Consider the following 15,071-nt stretch of genomic DNA (forward strand, 5'->3'; position numbering starts at 1 on the left):
CTATGAATAGCGGCTTTACCCACATCACCGTACTGCTCGACGAAGCCGTAGAGGCTCTCGCGGTGCGCGCTGATGGCTGCTATATGGACGGCACCTTTGGGCGCGGCGGGCATAGTCGACTGGTGTTACAGAAGCTTGGCCCTGATGGCCGATTGCTAGGATTTGACAAGGATCCTCAAGCAATTGCCACCGGGCAAGCGCTAGCGGCCGAAGACGGCCGCTTTGTCATTGTGCAGCGTAGCTTCGCGGAGTTGGGCTCAGAGGCTCAAGCACGCGGGATTGCGGGCAAGGTCAGCGGAATTTTGCTGGACCTTGGTGTTTCCTCGCCGCAGCTTGATGACCCGGAACGCGGCTTCAGCTTCATGAACGACGGCCCACTCGATATGCGCATGGACCCGACTCGTGGCGTCAGCGCTGCCGAGTTCATCGCCACTGCGCCGGTCGAAGAAATTGCCCGTGTATTCAAGGAATACGGTGAAGAGCGTTTCGCCAAGCGCATGGCGGGCGCCGTCGTTGCGCGCCGCGAAGTACAGCCGTTCGAGCGAACTGCCGATCTGGCTGAAGTCCTCAAGGTAGCCAATCCTGCCTGGGAAAAAGGCAAGAATCCTGCGACCCGTGCTTTCCAGGGCCTGCGCATTCACGTCAACAATGAGCTGGGCGATCTGGAAACCGGTCTTGAGGCCGCACTTGATGCGCTGGAAGTCGGTGGTCGTCTGGTCGTTATCAGCTTTCACTCGCTGGAAGATCGCATCGTCAAATTGTTCATGCGCAAACTCGTCAAGGGTGAGGCGGACAATATGCCGCGTAACCTGCCGATCCAGTACAAGGCCTTCGAGCCCAAAATCAGGCTTATCGGCAAAGCCCAGTTCGCTTCGGACGAAGAAACCAAAGCCAATCCGCGTTCGCGCAGTGCCGTCATGCGTGTAGCGGAGAAGCTCAGGTGAGCCGCTTGTTCCTCAAGCCTTTGCCAGGTGGCAGCTTCTTCATGCTGCTGCTGTTTGTTGCTGTCCTTGTTTCGGCGATTGGCGTGTCGTACAGCGCGCACTGGAATCGTCAGTTGCTCAATTCGCTGTACTCCGAGCTGAGCGTGCGTGACAAGGCGCAGGCTGAATGGGGTCGTCTGATTCTTGAGCAGAGCACCTGGACAGCACATAGCCGTATCGAAACCCTGGCCACTGAACAACTGAAGATGCGCATCCCCAGCGCAGCTGAAGTCCGGATGGTGGCGCCATGATGAAGCTCGACGGCGCACTTTACCCATGGCGCTTCCGCGTAGTCGTCGGCTTACTGTTGGCACTGGTAGCTGCTATCTGCTGGCGCATCATCGACCTGCAAGTGATCGATCACACCTTCCTGAAGGAACAGGGTGACGCGCGCAGTCTTCGACATATTCCAATTCCGGCGCATCGCGGTCTGATAACGGACCGTAACGGTGAGCCTCTGGCTGTCAGCACTCCAGTAACCACGCTGTGGGCCAACCCGAAAGAAATGCAGCAGGACAAGAGCAAGTGGGCGGTTCTGGCCACTGCATTGGGGCAGGATCCCAAGGCACTTGCCGAGCGACTCGACTCGCAAGCCGGTAAGGAGTTCATCTATCTGGTTCGTGGCCTGACGCCTGAGCATGGTCAGGCTGTTCTGGATTTGAAAGTGCCCGGCGTCTACGGCATCGAAGAATTCCGCCGTTTCTACCCGGCAGGCGATGTAACTGCACATATGGTCGGCTTCACCGACCTGGATGATCACGGTCGCGAAGGTGTCGAACTTGCCTACGACGACTGGCTTGCTGGTGTGCCCGGCAGAAGGCAGGTCATCAAGGACAGGCGCGGACGACTCATCAAAGACGTTCAGGTCACCAAAAACGCCAAGGCTGGAAAGACCTTGGCTTTGTCTATTGATCTGCGCCTGCAATATCTGGCCACTCGCGAACTGCGTAACGCAATCGTCGAGAACGAAGCCAAAGCAGGCAGCATGGTGATCATGGACGTCAAAACCGGTGAGGTGCTGGCGATGGTCAACTCGCCAACCTATAACCCGAATAATCGCCGCACCATGGTTCCGGCAGCGATGCGTAACCGGGCGATCATTGACGTGTTCGAGCCAGGCTCGACCATGAAACCGATCTCCATGACCGCCGCGCTGGACAGTGGCCGCTGGAAACCGACTGACAAGGTCGAGGTTTATCCAGGCACCTTGCAGATCGGTAAATACACGATCCGTGACGTTACCAAGACCGAAGGGCCGGTCCTCGACCTGACTGGAATTCTGATCAACTCCAGTAACGTCGGCATGAGTAAGGTCGCGTTCGATGTGGGCGGCGAAGCGATCTTCCAGGCCATGCAGCGCGTAGGTCTGGGCCAGTACACAGGGTTGGGCTTCCCCGGTGAGCGTGTGGGTAACTTGCCGAACTACCGTGAGTGGCGCAAGGCTGAAACTGCAACGCTATCATACGGCTACGGCCTGTCGGTGACGGCTTTGCAGCTGGTTCATGCTTACGCCGCCATTGCCAACAATGGCCGCATCGTGCCGCTGACTATCTTGAAAAGTGACAACCCTCCCGTCGCGACTCAGGCCATTCCGGAAGCGACGGCCAAGACCTTGCAGACCATGTTGCAGGCTGTGATCGAAGACTCTCGCGGCGTTTATCGTGCCCGCGTTCCCTCCTATCACGTCGCTGGCAAGAGTGGTACGGCGCGTAAAACCTCAGTCGGCACCAAGGGTTACGCAGAGAACTCCTACCGCTCGCTGTTTGCTGGCTTCGGTCCGATGAGCAATCCGCGTTATGCCGTGGTTGTCGTGATTGATGAACCAAGCAAAGGCGGCTACTACGGCGGCCTGGTTTCTGCTCCTGTTTTCAGCAAGGTCATGTCCGGCACATTGCGCCTGATGAACGTGACGCCTGACAACCTGGCTCCGATTCCGCCGGAGCAGGTCAACGCAGCACCTGTCGTTAAAGGAGGGCGTGGTTGATGTCGTCCAGCCTGAACAAGATTTTTGCCCACGCTTCGAGCGATTTGCAGATTCGCGAGTTGACGCTGGACAGCCGTAAAGTGCGCGGCGGCGATTTGTTTCTCGCCGTTCCCGGTGGCCGCTTTGACGGTCGCGATCACATCACCGACGCTTTGGCGCATGGTGCCGCAGCGGTGGCCTATGAAGTTGAAGGCGCGAAAGTATTGCCGCTTACTGATGTACCGATGATTCCGGTCAGAGGCCTTGCTGCTCAGTTGTCGGATATTGCCGGGCGTTTTTATGGTGATCCGAGCCGCAGCCTGAATATGGTTGGCGTGACGGGCACCAACGGCAAGACCAGTGTGACCCAGTTGGTCGCGCAGGCGCTGGACTTGTTGGGTCAGCATTGCGGCATTGTCGGGACGTTGGGTACCGGCTTCTACGGCTCATTGCAGAGCGGTCGGCACACCACCCCGGATCCTATCGCGGTGCAGGCAACGCTGTCTGACCTGAAAAAGGCCGGTGCACGCGCAGTCGCCATCGAAGTTTCGTCCCATGGTCTGGATCAGGGCCGTGCAACGGCTCTGGCCTTTGATGTCGCGGTACTGACCAATCTGTCCCGTGACCACCTGGACTACCACGGCACCATGGAAGCTTACGGCGCGGCGAAAGCCAAGCTGTTCGCCTGGTCCGACCTGCGTTGCCGGGTGATCAACATCGATGATGAGTTCGGTCGCACTCTGGCTGCTGAAAAGCGCGAGTCCCGCCTGATTACCTACAGCCTGGAAGACTCCAGCGCTTATCTGTATTGCCGCGATGCGAAGTTCGACGACGAAGGCGTGCGCGCCACTCTGGTTACGCCGCAAGGTCAGCACTTCTTGCGCAGTAGCTTGTTGGGCCGTTTCAACCTGAGCAATGTACTGGCTGCCGTTGGCGCATTGCTGGGCCTGGACTATGCGCTGGACGAGATCCTCAAGGTGCTGCCGAAGCTGGAAGGCCCGGTAGGGCGTATGCAGCGTCTGGGCGGTGGTGCGAAGCCGCTGGTGGTGGTCGATTACGCCCACACCCCTGATGCGCTTGAAAAAGTCCTGACTGCGCTGCGTCCTCATGCCAAGGGGCGTTTATCGTGCCTGTTTGGCTGTGGCGGCGATCGTGACCGCGGCAAGCGCCCGTTGATGGCCGAGGTCGTCGAGCGTCTGGCGGACAGCGTGCTCGTCACCGACGACAACCCGCGTACCGAGGCCCCCGCGCAAATCTTCGATGATATTCGTCAGGGTTTCAGCGCAGCACAAAATATCCGTTTTGTAGAGGGTCGTGGTCAGGCGATTGCCGAGATTATTGCAGGCGCTGCGGCCAGCGATGTGATTGTGCTCGCTGGCAAAGGTCACGAGGACTATCAAGAAATCAACGGCGAGCGCCAGCCATTTTCCGATCTGGAAGAAGCAGCCAAGGCCTTGTCCGCGTGGGAGGTAACCGATGCTTAGGCCGTTATCTCTCAGTGAATTGACCACTGTGCTTGACGCACGTCTTGTGGGTGACGATCGCACGTTCGATGGCGTGAGTATCGACAGCCGCGCTATCAAGCTCGGTCAGCTGTTTGTAGCCCTGACAGGCCCGCGTTTTGATGGCCATGATTACCTGAATCAAGTTGCAGCCAAAGGCGCTGTAGCGGCATTGGTCGAGCGCGAAATTCCGGATGCTGTGCTGCCGCAACTGGTGGTACTCGATACCCGCAAGGCGCTTGCCCAACTGGGTGCGCTCAACCGCAATGCTTTCGTCGATAAGCCGGTGGCAGCGATTACCGGTTCCAGCGGCAAGACCACTGTCAAAGAGATGCTCGCCAGCGTCATGCGCACCAAGGGGCCGGTCCTGGCTACCCGTGGCAATCTGAACAATGAACTGGGTGTGCCTCTTACCCTTCTTGAACTGGCGCCTGAATACTCGGCTGCCGTGATTGAAATGGGTGCGTCTCGTGTAGGCGAAATCGCCTTCACTGTCAGTCTGACCAAGCCTCACGTGGCGCTGATTACCAACGCGGGTACTGCTCACGTCGGCGAATTCGGCGGACCTGACAAAATAGTTGTAGCCAAAGGCGAGATTCTCGAAGGGCTCGACAGCTTTGGCGTCGCTGTTCTTAATAAAGAAGACAAGGCTTTCCCGATCTGGGCTGCCCGTGCAGGTGATCGCCGCATCGTGAGCTTCGCGATTGCGGATCAGAGCGCTGACTTCCATGCGCAGGAGCTGACTCTTGATGCTCGGGGTTGCCCCGGCTTTATCCTGAAGAGCCCGCTGGGCTCGGCTCCGGTCCAGCTTAATCTGCTGGGTGTGCACAACGTGGCTAACGCGTTGGCTGCTGCGGCTGCTGGTCATGCAATGGGCGTTGATCTGGCCGGTATCGTTTCCGGGCTCAACGCTGTTCAGCCAGTCAAAGGGCGCACAGTTGCGCAGTTGGGTCTCAATGGTGTGCGCGTTATTGATGACTCCTACAACGCCAACCCAAGCTCAATCAATGCTGCCGTAGACATCCTCACCGGTTTCCCTGGCCGCACCGTGCTGGTCCTCGGCGACATTGGCGAGCTGGGCGACTGGGCCGAACAAGGTCATCGCGATGTCGGGGCTTATGCCGCGGGCAAAGTGTCGGCGCTATATGCCGTTGGTCCGTTGATGGCCCACGCAGTCAAGGCCTTCGGCGAGCATGCGCACCATTTTGCCAATCAGACTGACCTGATCGCTGCGCTGGGCACCGAGCAGAATCCTCAAACCACAATATTGATCAAGGGCTCGCGGAGCGCTGCGATGGAAAACGTCGTTGCCGCCCTATGCGGTTCTAGCCTGGAGACACATTAATGCTGCTGCTGCTGGCCGAGTTTCTGCAACAGTTCCACAAAGGCTTCGCGGTCTTCCAATACCTGACCCTGCGCGGGATCCTCGGCGTGCTTACTGCATTGTCGCTGTCGCTGTGCCTGGGACCCTGGATGATCCGTGCATTGCAGATGCGCCAGATCGGTCAGTCCGTGCGTAACGACGGGCCACAGTCTCACCTGTCCAAATCCGGTACGCCGACCATGGGCGGGGCGTTGATCCTGTCGTCCATCGGCATCAGCACGTTGCTCTGGGCTGACCTGAGCAATCGCTATGTCTGGGTGGTGCTGCTGGTGACGCTGCTGTTTGGTGGTATCGGCTGGGTGGACGATTACCGCAAAGTCATCGAAAAGAACTCGAAAGGCCTGCCGAGTCGCTGGAAGTATTTCTGGCAGTCGGTGTTTGGTCTTTGCGCAGCGATCTTCCTGTATGTGACCGCGCCTTCGGCCGTGGAAACCACACTGATCATTCCGATGTTCAAAGACGCCAGTATTGCGCTGGGCATCGGCTTCATCGTGCTGACCTATTTCGTGATCGTCGGCTCCAGCAACGCGGTCAACCTGACCGATGGCCTCGACGGCTTGGCCATTCTGCCAACGGTTCTGGTGGGTGGCGCGCTGGGTATCTTCTGCTACCTGTCCGGCAACGTGAAGTTCGCTGAATACTTGCTGATCCCCTATGTACCGGGCGCAGGCGAACTCATTGTGTTCTGTGGTGCTTTGATCGGTGCGGGGCTTGGTTTTCTATGGTTCAACACCTATCCGGCCCAGGTCTTCATGGGTGACGTCGGCGCCTTGGCATTGGGTGCCGCACTGGGCACCATTGCGGTCATCGTTCGTCAGGAAATCGTTCTGTTCATCATGGGCGGTGTGTTCGTGATGGAAACCCTGTCAGTCGTCATTCAGGTTGCATCCTTTAAGTTGACCGGCCGCCGCGTTTTCCGCATGGCGCCGATCCACCACCACTTTGAACTCAAAGGCTGGCCCGAGCCGCGTGTGATCGTCCGTTTCTGGATCATCACCGTGATTCTCGTGTTGATCGGTCTTGCCACGCTGAAACTGAGGTAGAACGAGTGTCTCTTATCGCTTCAGACCATTTCCGCATCATTGTCGGCCTCGGCAAGAGCGGCATGTCCCTGGTTCGCTTTCTGGCGAGCCGGGGCGTGTCGTTTGCCGTCGCTGATACGCGGGAAAATCCACCGGAACTGGCGACACTGCGTCGCGATTATCCGCAGGTGGATGTGCGTTGTGGCGAACTGGACGTCGAATTCCTGTGCCGTGCGGACGAGTTGTACGTGAGCCCCGGTCTTGCGCTCGCTACCCCGGCATTGCAGCAGGCCGCTGCCCGAGGCGTGAAGCTGTCCGGCGACATCGAACTGTTCGCCCGTAATGCCAAGGCTCCAATCATTGCCATCACTGGCTCCAACGCCAAAAGCACCGTCACCACGCTGGTTGGTGAGATGGCTGCGGCAGCGGGCAAGCGCGTTGCTGTTGGCGGCAATCTGGGGACGCCTGCGCTGGATCTGCTCAGCGATGACATCGAACTTTATGTCATGGAACTCTCCAGCTTCCAGTTGGAAACCACCGATCAACTCGGCGCAGAAGTCGCGACCGTGCTGAACATCAGTGAAGACCACATGGACCGTTACAGCGGTTTGCCTGCTTACCATCTGGCCAAGCACCGCGTGTTTCGTGGCGCTCGTCAGGTTGTGGTCAACCGTCAGGACGTGCTGACCCGGCCGCTGATTGGCGAAGGCCTGCCGTGCTGGACCTTTGGTCTGAACAAGCCCGATTTCCATGGCTTCGGTTTGCGCGAAGAAGATGGCGAAAAGCACCTCGCCTTCCAGTTCGACAATCTGATGCCCGTACGTGAATTGAAAATCCGTGGTGCTCACAACCAGGCCAATGCCTTAGCTGCGCTCGCGCTGGGCCATGCTGTCGGTTTGCCGATGGACGCCATGCTTTCCAGCCTGCGTAGCTTCGGCGGCCTGGAGCATCGTTGCCAATGGCTGCGTGAGCGCAATGGCGTGAGCTATTACGACGACTCCAAGGCCACCAACGTCGGTGCTGCACTGGCCGCTATCGAAGGCCTCGGTGCTGATATCGAAGGCAAGCTGGTGTTGATCGCCGGCGGTGACGGCAAGGGCGCCGACTTCAGCGGCCTGCGTGCACCTGTGGCTGCCAACTGCCGCGCGGTGGTACTGATCGGCCGTGACGCCGAGCTCATTGCACAGGCTCTGGGTGACGATGTAACACTGGTCCGCGTTGCAACCCTGGACGACGCTGTATTGCGTTGCGCCGAGATCGCACAGTCGGGTGACGCGGTACTGCTGTCTCCGGCGTGCGCCAGTTTCGACATGTTCAAGAACTACGAAGAGCGCGGTCGTCTGTTCGCGCAAGCCGTGGGGGACTTGTCATGATTTTCGGCGTAATCAAGCCATTCCCGTCCCCGATAATCAGTGGTCGTGGCATTGACCTGGACTTCCCGATGCTGGCTGGTTGCCTGGCGTTGCTGGGCCTGGGTCTGGTGATGATCACCTCCGCTTCCTCGGAAGTGGCGGCCGTGAATTCCGGCAACACCCTTTATATGATGACTCGCCATTTGATCTACATGATCATTGGGATCTTCGCCTGCGGTCTGACCATGATGATTCCGGTCGCGACCTGGCAGCGCCTCGGCTGGATGATGCTGTTGGGTGCATTCGGCCTGCTGGTCATGGTGCTGGTGCCGGGTATCGGTCGTGAGGTGAACGGCTCGATGCGCTGGATCGGCTTCGGCATGTTCAACGTCCAGCCTTCGGAAATTGCCAAGGTATTCGTGGTGATTTTCCTCGCGGGTTATTTGATTCGTCGCCAGCAGGAAGTCCGTGAAAGCTGGATGGGCTTCTTCAAGCCTTTCATCGTCCTGCTGCCAATGGCCGGTTTGCTGCTCATGGAGCCTGACTTCGGTGCCACCGTCGTGATGATGGGCGCTGCGGCGGCCATGCTGTTCCTTGGTGGTGTGGGTCTGTTCCGCTTCAGCTTGATGGTAGCTCTGGCGGTTGGTGCGGTGTTCGTGCTGGTGCAAGCACAACCGTATCGGATGGCGCGTCTGATTACCTTCACCGACCCGTGGTCTGATCAGTTCGGTTCCGGCTATCAGTTGACCCAGGCATTGATCGCCTTCGGCCGTGGTGAATGGCTGGGCGTTGGTCTGGGCAACAGCGTACAGAAGCAGTTCTATCTGCCAGAGGCCCACACTGACTTTGTCTTCTCGGTACTCGCCGAAGAGCTGGGCGTAGTGGGTTCGCTGCTGACCGTAGCGCTGTTCGTATTCGTCAGTATTCGCGCGATGTACATCGGCATGTGGGCCGAGCGCGCCAAGCAATTCTTCGGTGCCTACGTGGCCTACGGTCTGGCGTTCCTGTGGATCGGCCAGTTCCTGATCAACATCGGTGTGAACGTCGGCCTGTTGCCAACCAAAGGTCTGACCTTGCCGTTCCTTAGTTACGGCGGCAGCTCGTTGGTGATCTGCTGCGCAAGCCTTGGCCTGCTGTTGCGGATCGAGTGGGAGTCGCGCAACAACATGGGCAGCGAAGAAGCGGAATTCAATGAAAGTGACTTCGCCGAGGAGCCCAACCATGGACGCTAACGTGCTAATCATGGCGGGCGGTACCGGTGGGCACGTGTTCCCGGCCCTGGCGTGCGCGCGAGAGTTTCAGGCTCGCGGCTACAAGGTTCACTGGCTCGGTACGCCACGCGGCATTGAAAACGAACTGGTGCCGCAGGCTGGATTCGCTTTGCACCTTATCAATGTCACCGGTTTGCGAGGCAAGGGCCGCCTGTCCTTGCTCAAGGCTCCGCTGATGTTGCTCAAAGCCTTGATGCAGGCCCGCAAAATCGTGCGCGAGTTGAAGCCGGTTTGCGTGGTGGGTTTCGGTGGTTATGTCACCGGTCCAGGCGGCCTTGCCGCGAAGCTGGGCAAGGTGCCGTTGATCATTCATGAGCAGAACGCTGTTGCCGGTACTGCCAATCGCAGTCTGGCCTCGTTCGCGAGTCGGGTGTGTGAAGCTTTCCCGAACACATTTGCGGCTTCTGAGAAGCGTCGCACTACGGGTAACCCGGTGCGTACCGAGCTGTTCCTGGAAACTCCGCGTCAGGCGCTGGCCGGGCGCAAGGCGCGCTTGCTGGTGCTGGGCGGCAGTCTGGGAGCCGAGCCGCTGAACAAATTATTGCCGGAGGCGCTTTCGCTGGTGCCTGCCGAGTTTCGGCCTGAGGTGTTTCATCAGGCTGGCAAGAATCACGATGAAATCACCTCAGAGCGTTATCGCACTGCCGGTGTCGAGGCGCAGGTCGCCCCGTTCATCAAAGACATGGCCCAAGCGTATGGCTGGGCCGACCTGGTGGTCTGTCGCGCAGGCGCATTGACCATCAGTGAATTGGCGGCGGCCGGACTGCCCTCGCTGTTGGTGCCGTTGCCCCATGCGATCGACGATCACCAGTCCCGTAACGCCGACTATCTGGCTCACGAAGGCGCCGCTTTCGTCATGCCACAAGCGACAACTGACGCAGCCGATATGGCGGCGCGTCTGAAAGAGGTTTTGATGCAACCCGAACAACTCAACACGATGGCTCGTACCGCCCGCCGGCTGGGCAAGCCTGATGCGACCAATACCGTTGTAGATATCTGTCTGGAGGTGGCTCATGGTTGAGAATCAACGCGCGATGCCACAGCCGGAAATGCGCCGCATCCGTCGCATCCACTTCGTCGGTATCGGCGGCGTGGGCATGTGCGGGATTGCCGAGGTGCTGCTGAACCTGGGTTATGAAGTCTCTGGTTCCGACCTGAAGGCTTCCCCGGTGACCGAGCGTCTGGAATCGTTTGGTGCGCATATCTTCATCGGCCACCGCGCAGAAAACACCGTTGGTGCTGATGTGCTGGTGGTTTCCAGTGCGGTGAACACCTCCAACCCGGAAGTGGCGACTGCTCTTGAGCGTCGTATCCCGGTTGTTCCACGTGCCGAAATGCTGGCCGAGCTGATGCGTTATCGCCACGGCATCGCCGTTGCCGGTACGCATGGCAAAACTACTACCACCAGCCTCATCGCTTCGGTGTTCGCGGCCGGTGGCCTGGACCCGACGTTCGTGATCGGTGGTCGTCTGAACGCTGCCGGTACCAATGCGCAGTTGGGTACCAGCCGTTATCTGATCGCTGAAGCTGATGAAAGCGATGCGAGCTTCCTGCATTTGCAGCCGCTGGTTGCCGTCGTCACCAACATCGACGCCGATCACATGGCGACCTATGAAGGCGACTTCAACAAGCTGAAGAAAACCTTCGTCGAGTTCCTGCACAACCTGCCTTTCTACGGGTTGGCGGTGGTGTGTATCGATGACCCGGTGGTGCGGGAAATCCTGCCGCAGGTCAAACGTCCAACCGTGACTTATGGTTTCACCGAAACGGCTGATGTGCGCGCTATCAATGTGCGCCAGGAAGGCATGCTGACGTTTTTCACTGTATTGCGTCGCGACCGCGAGCCGCTGGACGTATCGGTGAACATGCCGGGCAACCACAACGTACTCAATTCGCTGGCGACCATTGCCATTGCGACGGATGAAGGCGTCAGTGACGAAGCCATTGTCCAAGGCCTGTCGGGCTTCCAGGGTGTCGGTCGACGCTTCCAGGTGTACGGCGAGCTGCCAGTTGAAGGTGGCAACGTCATGCTGGTCGATGACTACGGTCACCACCCTCGCGAAGTAGCCGCGGTGATCAACGCTGTTCGCGGTGGCTGGCCGGACCGTCGTCTGGTCATGGTTTATCAGCCACACCGCTTTAGCCGAACTCGCGATCTCTACGACGACTTCGTGCAGGTACTGGCCGAGGCCAATGTGCTGCTGCTGATGGAAGTCTATCCGGCAGGCGAAGAGCCGATCCCGGGTGCGGACAGCCGCAACTTGTGCCACAGCATTCGCCAGCGTGGTCAGCTGGACCCTATCTACATCGAGCGCGGCGTCGAGCTGGCGCCGTTGGTGAAACCTTTGCTGCGTGCGGGCGACATCCTGCTGTGCCAGGGCGCTGGCGATATCGGCGGGCTGGCTCCGCAATTGTTGAGAAGCCCGTTGTTCGCGGGTGCTGTCATCGCGCCTACCGAAGGGAAGCTGAAATGACTGCGCCACTGCAATCGTCCCTACTCTCGACGCTGGAGCCGAAATCGTTCGGCCGCGTTGCCGTGCTGTTCGGCGGCAAGAGCGCTGAGCGGCCGGTTTCATTGAAGTCAGGGCAAGCGGTGTTGCAAGCGTTGCAGAGCGCCGGTGTCGATGCATTCGGCATCGATGTCGGTGACGATTTCCTGCAGCGTCTGGTCAGTGAAAAGATTGATCGGGCGTTCATTGTTTTGCACGGACGCGGTGGCGAAGACGGCACCATGCAAGGCCTGCTGGAGTGTCTGGAAATCCCGTACACCGGCAGCGGCGTACTGGCTTCAGCGCTGGCGATGGACAAGCTGCGGACCAAGCAGGTCTGGCAGAGTCTTGGCCTGCCAACGCCTTTGCACGCGGTGCTTGGTAGTGAATCTGATTGTATTTCTGCGGCTGCGGAACTGGGCCTGCCTTTGATCGTCAAACCGGCTCATGAAGGTTCCAGTATCGGTATGGCCAAGGTGACCAGCGTCGAAGAGTTGATCGTCGCGTGGAAAGCCGCCAGTACCTACGATTCGCAAGTTTTGGTTGAACAATGGATTCAAGGTCCGGAGTTCACCATCGCATCGCTGCGTGGCCAGGTGTTGCCTCCCATCGGCCTGGGCACTCCTCACAGTTTTTACGACTACGACGCCAAGTACCTGGCTGACGATACCCAGTATCGGATTCCGTGCGGGCTCGATGACACCAAGGAACAGGAACTCAAGCAACTGACCGCTCGCGCTTGCGAAGCAGTTGGCGTTACCGGCTGGGCGCGTACCGATGTGATGCAGGATGCCAATGGCAAGTTCTGGCTGCTGGAAGTGAACACAGTGCCGGGCATGACCGATCACAGCCTGGTGCCGATGGCGGCCCGTGCGGCGGGGCTGGACTTTCAGCAACTGGTGTTGGCCATTCTGGCTGACAGCGTCCAGGTGCGGGGGTAAGTCATGAACGCGACGGCGCGTCATCAGCCTCCTGCAACCGGCCGCAAGCCGGTGCCGCGTGGTGCCAGTCGCATGGTTGCCAAGGAGCCGCTGTCGGCACGTTTGCCGAAAGCCAAGGTGGGCGGTTTCTTTAAAAAGCTGGGCTGGTTGGTACTGATGGTTGCGTTGGGTTATGGCGTTTATGAGGGCGCACAGCGGTTGCTGCCCTACGCCGACCGGCCGATCACCAAGATCAATGTTCAGGGCGACCTGAGCTATATCAGCCAGCAAGCGGTGCAGCAGCGGATCGCGCCTTATGTAGCGGCGAGCTTCTTCACCATCGATCTCGCCGCTATGCGCAGCGAGCTGGAAAAGATGCCGTGGATTGCCCACGCAGAAGTACGACGTGTATGGCCGGATCAGGTTGTGATCCGCCTGGAAGAACAATTGCCAGTGGCGCGCTGGGGTGATGAAGCTTTGCTCAACAATCAGGGCGAAGCATTTACACCACGCGAGCTGGCCAATTACGAACACTTGCCGCAATTGTTCGGCCCACAGCGGGCCCAGCAGCAAGTGATGCAGCAGTATCAGGTGTTGAGTCAGATGTTGCGCCCTATGGGGTTTTCCATCGCTCGGCTGGAATTACGTGAACGTGGAAGCTGGTTTTTGACCACGGGCGCGGGCAGTGCGGGTCCCGGTATCGAATTGTTGCTGGGACGCGATCGCCTTGTAGAAAAAATGCGCCGTTTTATCGCCATTTACGACAAAACGCTTAAAGAACAGATCACGAATATTGCGCGCATCGACCTGCGCTACTCCAACGGCCTTGCCGTCGGGTGGCGCGAGCAGACAGCGCCTCCGACGGACAAACCCGCCGTCGCGAAGAATTGACAAGAGGCAGGACCATGGCAAACGTGCAAAGCGGCAAAATGATCGTTGGCTTGGATATCGGCACCTCCAAGGTGGTGGCGCTGGTAGGCGAAGTCGCGGCCGATGGCACGCTGGAAATCGTCGGTATCGGTACTCATCCATCCCGCGGCCTGAAGAAGGGCGTGGTGGTGAATATCGAATCCACCGTTCAGTCGATCCAGCGCGCAGTGGAGGAGGCCCAGTTGATGGCGGGCTGCCGTATTCACTCGGCGTTCGTCGGGGTGGCAGGCAACCACATTCGCAGCCTCAATTCCCACGGTATCGTCGCGATTCGCGACCGTGAGGTCAGCTCGGCGGACCTGGAGCGCGTACTCGACGCCGCTCAGGCTGTCGCTATTCCGGCTGACCAGCGCGTGTTGCACACCTTGCCGCAGGATTACGTGATCGATAACCAGGAAGGCGTTCGTGAGCCACTGGGCATGTCGGGCGTACGTCTGGAAGCCAAGGTGCATGTGGTGACCTGCGCCGTGAACGCTGCGCAGAACATCGAGAAGTGCGTGCGTCGCTGCGGTCTGGAAATTGACGACATCATTCTTGAGCAACTGGCTTCGGCGTACTCGGTCCTCACCGATGACGAAAAAGAGCTGGGCGTCTGCCTGGTGGACATCGGTGGCGGCACGACCGACATCGCGATCTTCACCGAAGGCGCGATTCGCCACACCGCGGTGATCCCGATTGCCGGTGATCAAGTGACCAACGATATCGCCATGGCCTTGCGTACCCCGACGCAATACGCCGAAGAGATCAAGATTCGCTACGCCTGTGCCTTGGCCAAACTGGCCGGTGCAGGTGAAACGATCAAAGTCCCAAGCGTTGGAGACCGTCCACCTCGCGAACTGTCGCGTCAGGCCTTGGCCGAAGTGGTCGAGCCTCGCTACGACGAGCTGTTCACCCTGATTCAGGCGGAACTGCGTCGCAGTGGTTACGAAGATCTTATCCCGGCCGGCATCGTGCTGACCGGCGGTACCTCGAAAATGGAAGGCGCGGTCGAACTGGCCGAGGAAATCTTCCATATGCCGGTGCGCCTGGGCGTGCCGCATAGCGTCAAAGGGCTCGCAGATGTCGTGCGTAACCCGATTTATTCCACCGGTGTCGGCTTGTTGCTGTACGGGCTGCAAAAGCAGTCTGACGGTTTCTCTTTGTCCGGGATCAGTAGTAGCAGTAGCGGCTATGGAGATGAGCCTAAAGCTCCAGTGCTTGAACGCTTCAAGCGCTGGGTGCAAGGCAACTTCTAAGCCTCAAAGCAGTAATGGCA

At 58.9% G+C, this 15,071-nt stretch carries 13 protein-coding genes; all 13 read left to right on the forward strand.

The window, feature by feature from the left end:
* The first annotated feature begins 2 nt into the window (after nucleotides 1–2).
* The 13 genes from rsmH to ftsA are packed head-to-tail and all read left to right on the forward strand — an operon-like array spanning nucleotide 3 to nucleotide 15,051.
* Entirely contained in the window at nucleotides 3–944 is a 942-nt protein-coding gene (rsmH, locus tag ACYASS_RS10810; protein WP_463586180.1) for a 16S rRNA (cytosine(1402)-N(4))-methyltransferase RsmH, read from the forward strand.
* Nucleotides 941–1,234, forward strand: coding sequence for a cell division protein FtsL (gene ftsL / locus ACYASS_RS10815; RefSeq protein WP_122662710.1), 294 nt, complete (start codon nucleotides 941–943; stop codon nucleotides 1,232–1,234). Before rsmH ends, ftsL begins: the two co-directional genes overlap by 4 nt.
* The gene (locus ACYASS_RS10820) at nucleotides 1,231–2,967 is read left to right on the forward strand and encodes a peptidoglycan D,D-transpeptidase FtsI family protein (RefSeq protein ID WP_243244880.1); all 1,737 of its coding nucleotides are present in this window, start codon (nucleotides 1,231–1,233) and stop codon (nucleotides 2,965–2,967) included. The genes ftsL and ACYASS_RS10820 overlap by 4 nt, the downstream gene beginning before the upstream one ends.
* A complete protein-coding gene (locus ACYASS_RS10825) occupies nucleotides 2,967–4,430 on the forward strand; it encodes a UDP-N-acetylmuramoyl-L-alanyl-D-glutamate--2,6-diaminopimelate ligase (protein WP_463586100.1) in 1,464 nt (487 codons plus the stop codon). Before ACYASS_RS10820 ends, ACYASS_RS10825 begins: the two co-directional genes overlap by 1 nt.
* Nucleotides 4,423–5,793, forward strand: a complete 1,371-nt coding sequence (locus ACYASS_RS10830) for a UDP-N-acetylmuramoyl-tripeptide--D-alanyl-D-alanine ligase (RefSeq protein ID WP_463586101.1) — start codon at nucleotides 4,423–4,425, stop codon at nucleotides 5,791–5,793. The genes ACYASS_RS10825 and ACYASS_RS10830 overlap by 8 nt, the downstream gene beginning before the upstream one ends.
* Nucleotides 5,793–6,875, forward strand: coding sequence for a phospho-N-acetylmuramoyl-pentapeptide-transferase (gene mraY, locus ACYASS_RS10835; RefSeq protein WP_027900240.1), 1,083 nt, complete (start codon nucleotides 5,793–5,795; stop codon nucleotides 6,873–6,875). Before ACYASS_RS10830 ends, mraY begins: the two co-directional genes overlap by 1 nt.
* Before the next feature lie 5 nt (nucleotides 6,876–6,880).
* On the forward strand, nucleotides 6,881–8,227 hold the full coding sequence (gene murD, locus ACYASS_RS10840) for a UDP-N-acetylmuramoyl-L-alanine--D-glutamate ligase (protein WP_463586102.1): 1,347 nt from the start codon (nucleotides 6,881–6,883) through the stop codon (nucleotides 8,225–8,227).
* The gene (ftsW, locus tag ACYASS_RS10845) at nucleotides 8,224–9,438 is read left to right on the forward strand and encodes a putative lipid II flippase FtsW (protein WP_087264848.1); all 1,215 of its coding nucleotides are present in this window, start codon (nucleotides 8,224–8,226) and stop codon (nucleotides 9,436–9,438) included. The genes murD and ftsW overlap by 4 nt, the downstream gene beginning before the upstream one ends.
* The gene (murG, locus tag ACYASS_RS10850) at nucleotides 9,428–10,498 is read left to right on the forward strand and encodes an undecaprenyldiphospho-muramoylpentapeptide beta-N-acetylglucosaminyltransferase (RefSeq protein ID WP_463586103.1); all 1,071 of its coding nucleotides are present in this window, start codon (nucleotides 9,428–9,430) and stop codon (nucleotides 10,496–10,498) included. Before ftsW ends, murG begins: the two co-directional genes overlap by 11 nt.
* Nucleotides 10,491–11,951 carry a UDP-N-acetylmuramate--L-alanine ligase gene (gene murC, locus ACYASS_RS10855; protein ID WP_122662698.1) on the forward strand — a complete coding sequence of 487 codons (1,461 nt, stop codon included), beginning with the start codon at nucleotides 10,491–10,493 and terminating at the stop codon, nucleotides 11,949–11,951. Before murG ends, murC begins: the two co-directional genes overlap by 8 nt.
* Nucleotides 11,948–12,907, forward strand: coding sequence for a D-alanine--D-alanine ligase (locus ACYASS_RS10860; RefSeq protein WP_243244871.1), 960 nt, complete (start codon nucleotides 11,948–11,950; stop codon nucleotides 12,905–12,907). Before murC ends, ACYASS_RS10860 begins: the two co-directional genes overlap by 4 nt.
* A gap of 3 nt (nucleotides 12,908–12,910) precedes the next feature.
* A complete protein-coding gene (locus ACYASS_RS10865) occupies nucleotides 12,911–13,777 on the forward strand; it encodes a cell division protein FtsQ/DivIB (protein WP_243244870.1) in 867 nt (288 codons plus the stop codon).
* Nucleotides 13,778–13,791: 14 nt separating this feature from the next.
* On the forward strand, nucleotides 13,792–15,051 hold the full coding sequence (gene ftsA, locus ACYASS_RS10870) for a cell division protein FtsA (RefSeq protein WP_027900247.1): 1,260 nt from the start codon (nucleotides 13,792–13,794) through the stop codon (nucleotides 15,049–15,051).
* Nucleotides 15,052–15,071: the final 20 nt, after the last annotated feature.

The sequence above is a fragment of the Pseudomonas sp. HP_14 genome (genome assembly GCF_055283875.1).

What these genes read in the sequence shown, in the direction of transcription:
- rsmH (WP_463586180.1), top strand. Translation starts at nt 3, where the DNA reads ATGAATAGCGGCTTTACCCACATCACCGTACTGCTCGACGAAGCCGTA.
- ACYASS_RS10820 (WP_243244880.1), top strand. Translation starts at nt 1,231, where the DNA reads ATGATGAAGCTCGACGGCGCACTTTACCCATGGCGCTTCCGCGTAGTC.
- ACYASS_RS10825 (WP_463586100.1), top strand. Translation starts at nt 2,967, where the DNA reads ATGTCGTCCAGCCTGAACAAGATTTTTGCCCACGCTTCGAGCGATTTG.
- ACYASS_RS10830 (WP_463586101.1), top strand. Translation starts at nt 4,423, where the DNA reads ATGCTTAGGCCGTTATCTCTCAGTGAATTGACCACTGTGCTTGACGCA.
- mraY (WP_027900240.1), top strand. Translation starts at nt 5,793, where the DNA reads ATGCTGCTGCTGCTGGCCGAGTTTCTGCAACAGTTCCACAAAGGCTTC.
- ftsW (WP_087264848.1), top strand. Translation starts at nt 8,224, where the DNA reads ATGATTTTCGGCGTAATCAAGCCATTCCCGTCCCCGATAATCAGTGGT.
- murG (WP_463586103.1), top strand. Translation starts at nt 9,428, where the DNA reads ATGGACGCTAACGTGCTAATCATGGCGGGCGGTACCGGTGGGCACGTG.
- murC (WP_122662698.1), top strand. Translation starts at nt 10,491, where the DNA reads ATGGTTGAGAATCAACGCGCGATGCCACAGCCGGAAATGCGCCGCATC.
- ACYASS_RS10860 (WP_243244871.1), top strand. Translation starts at nt 11,948, where the DNA reads ATGACTGCGCCACTGCAATCGTCCCTACTCTCGACGCTGGAGCCGAAA.
- ACYASS_RS10865 (WP_243244870.1), top strand. Translation starts at nt 12,911, where the DNA reads ATGAACGCGACGGCGCGTCATCAGCCTCCTGCAACCGGCCGCAAGCCG.
- ftsA (WP_027900247.1), top strand. Translation starts at nt 13,792, where the DNA reads ATGGCAAACGTGCAAAGCGGCAAAATGATCGTTGGCTTGGATATCGGC.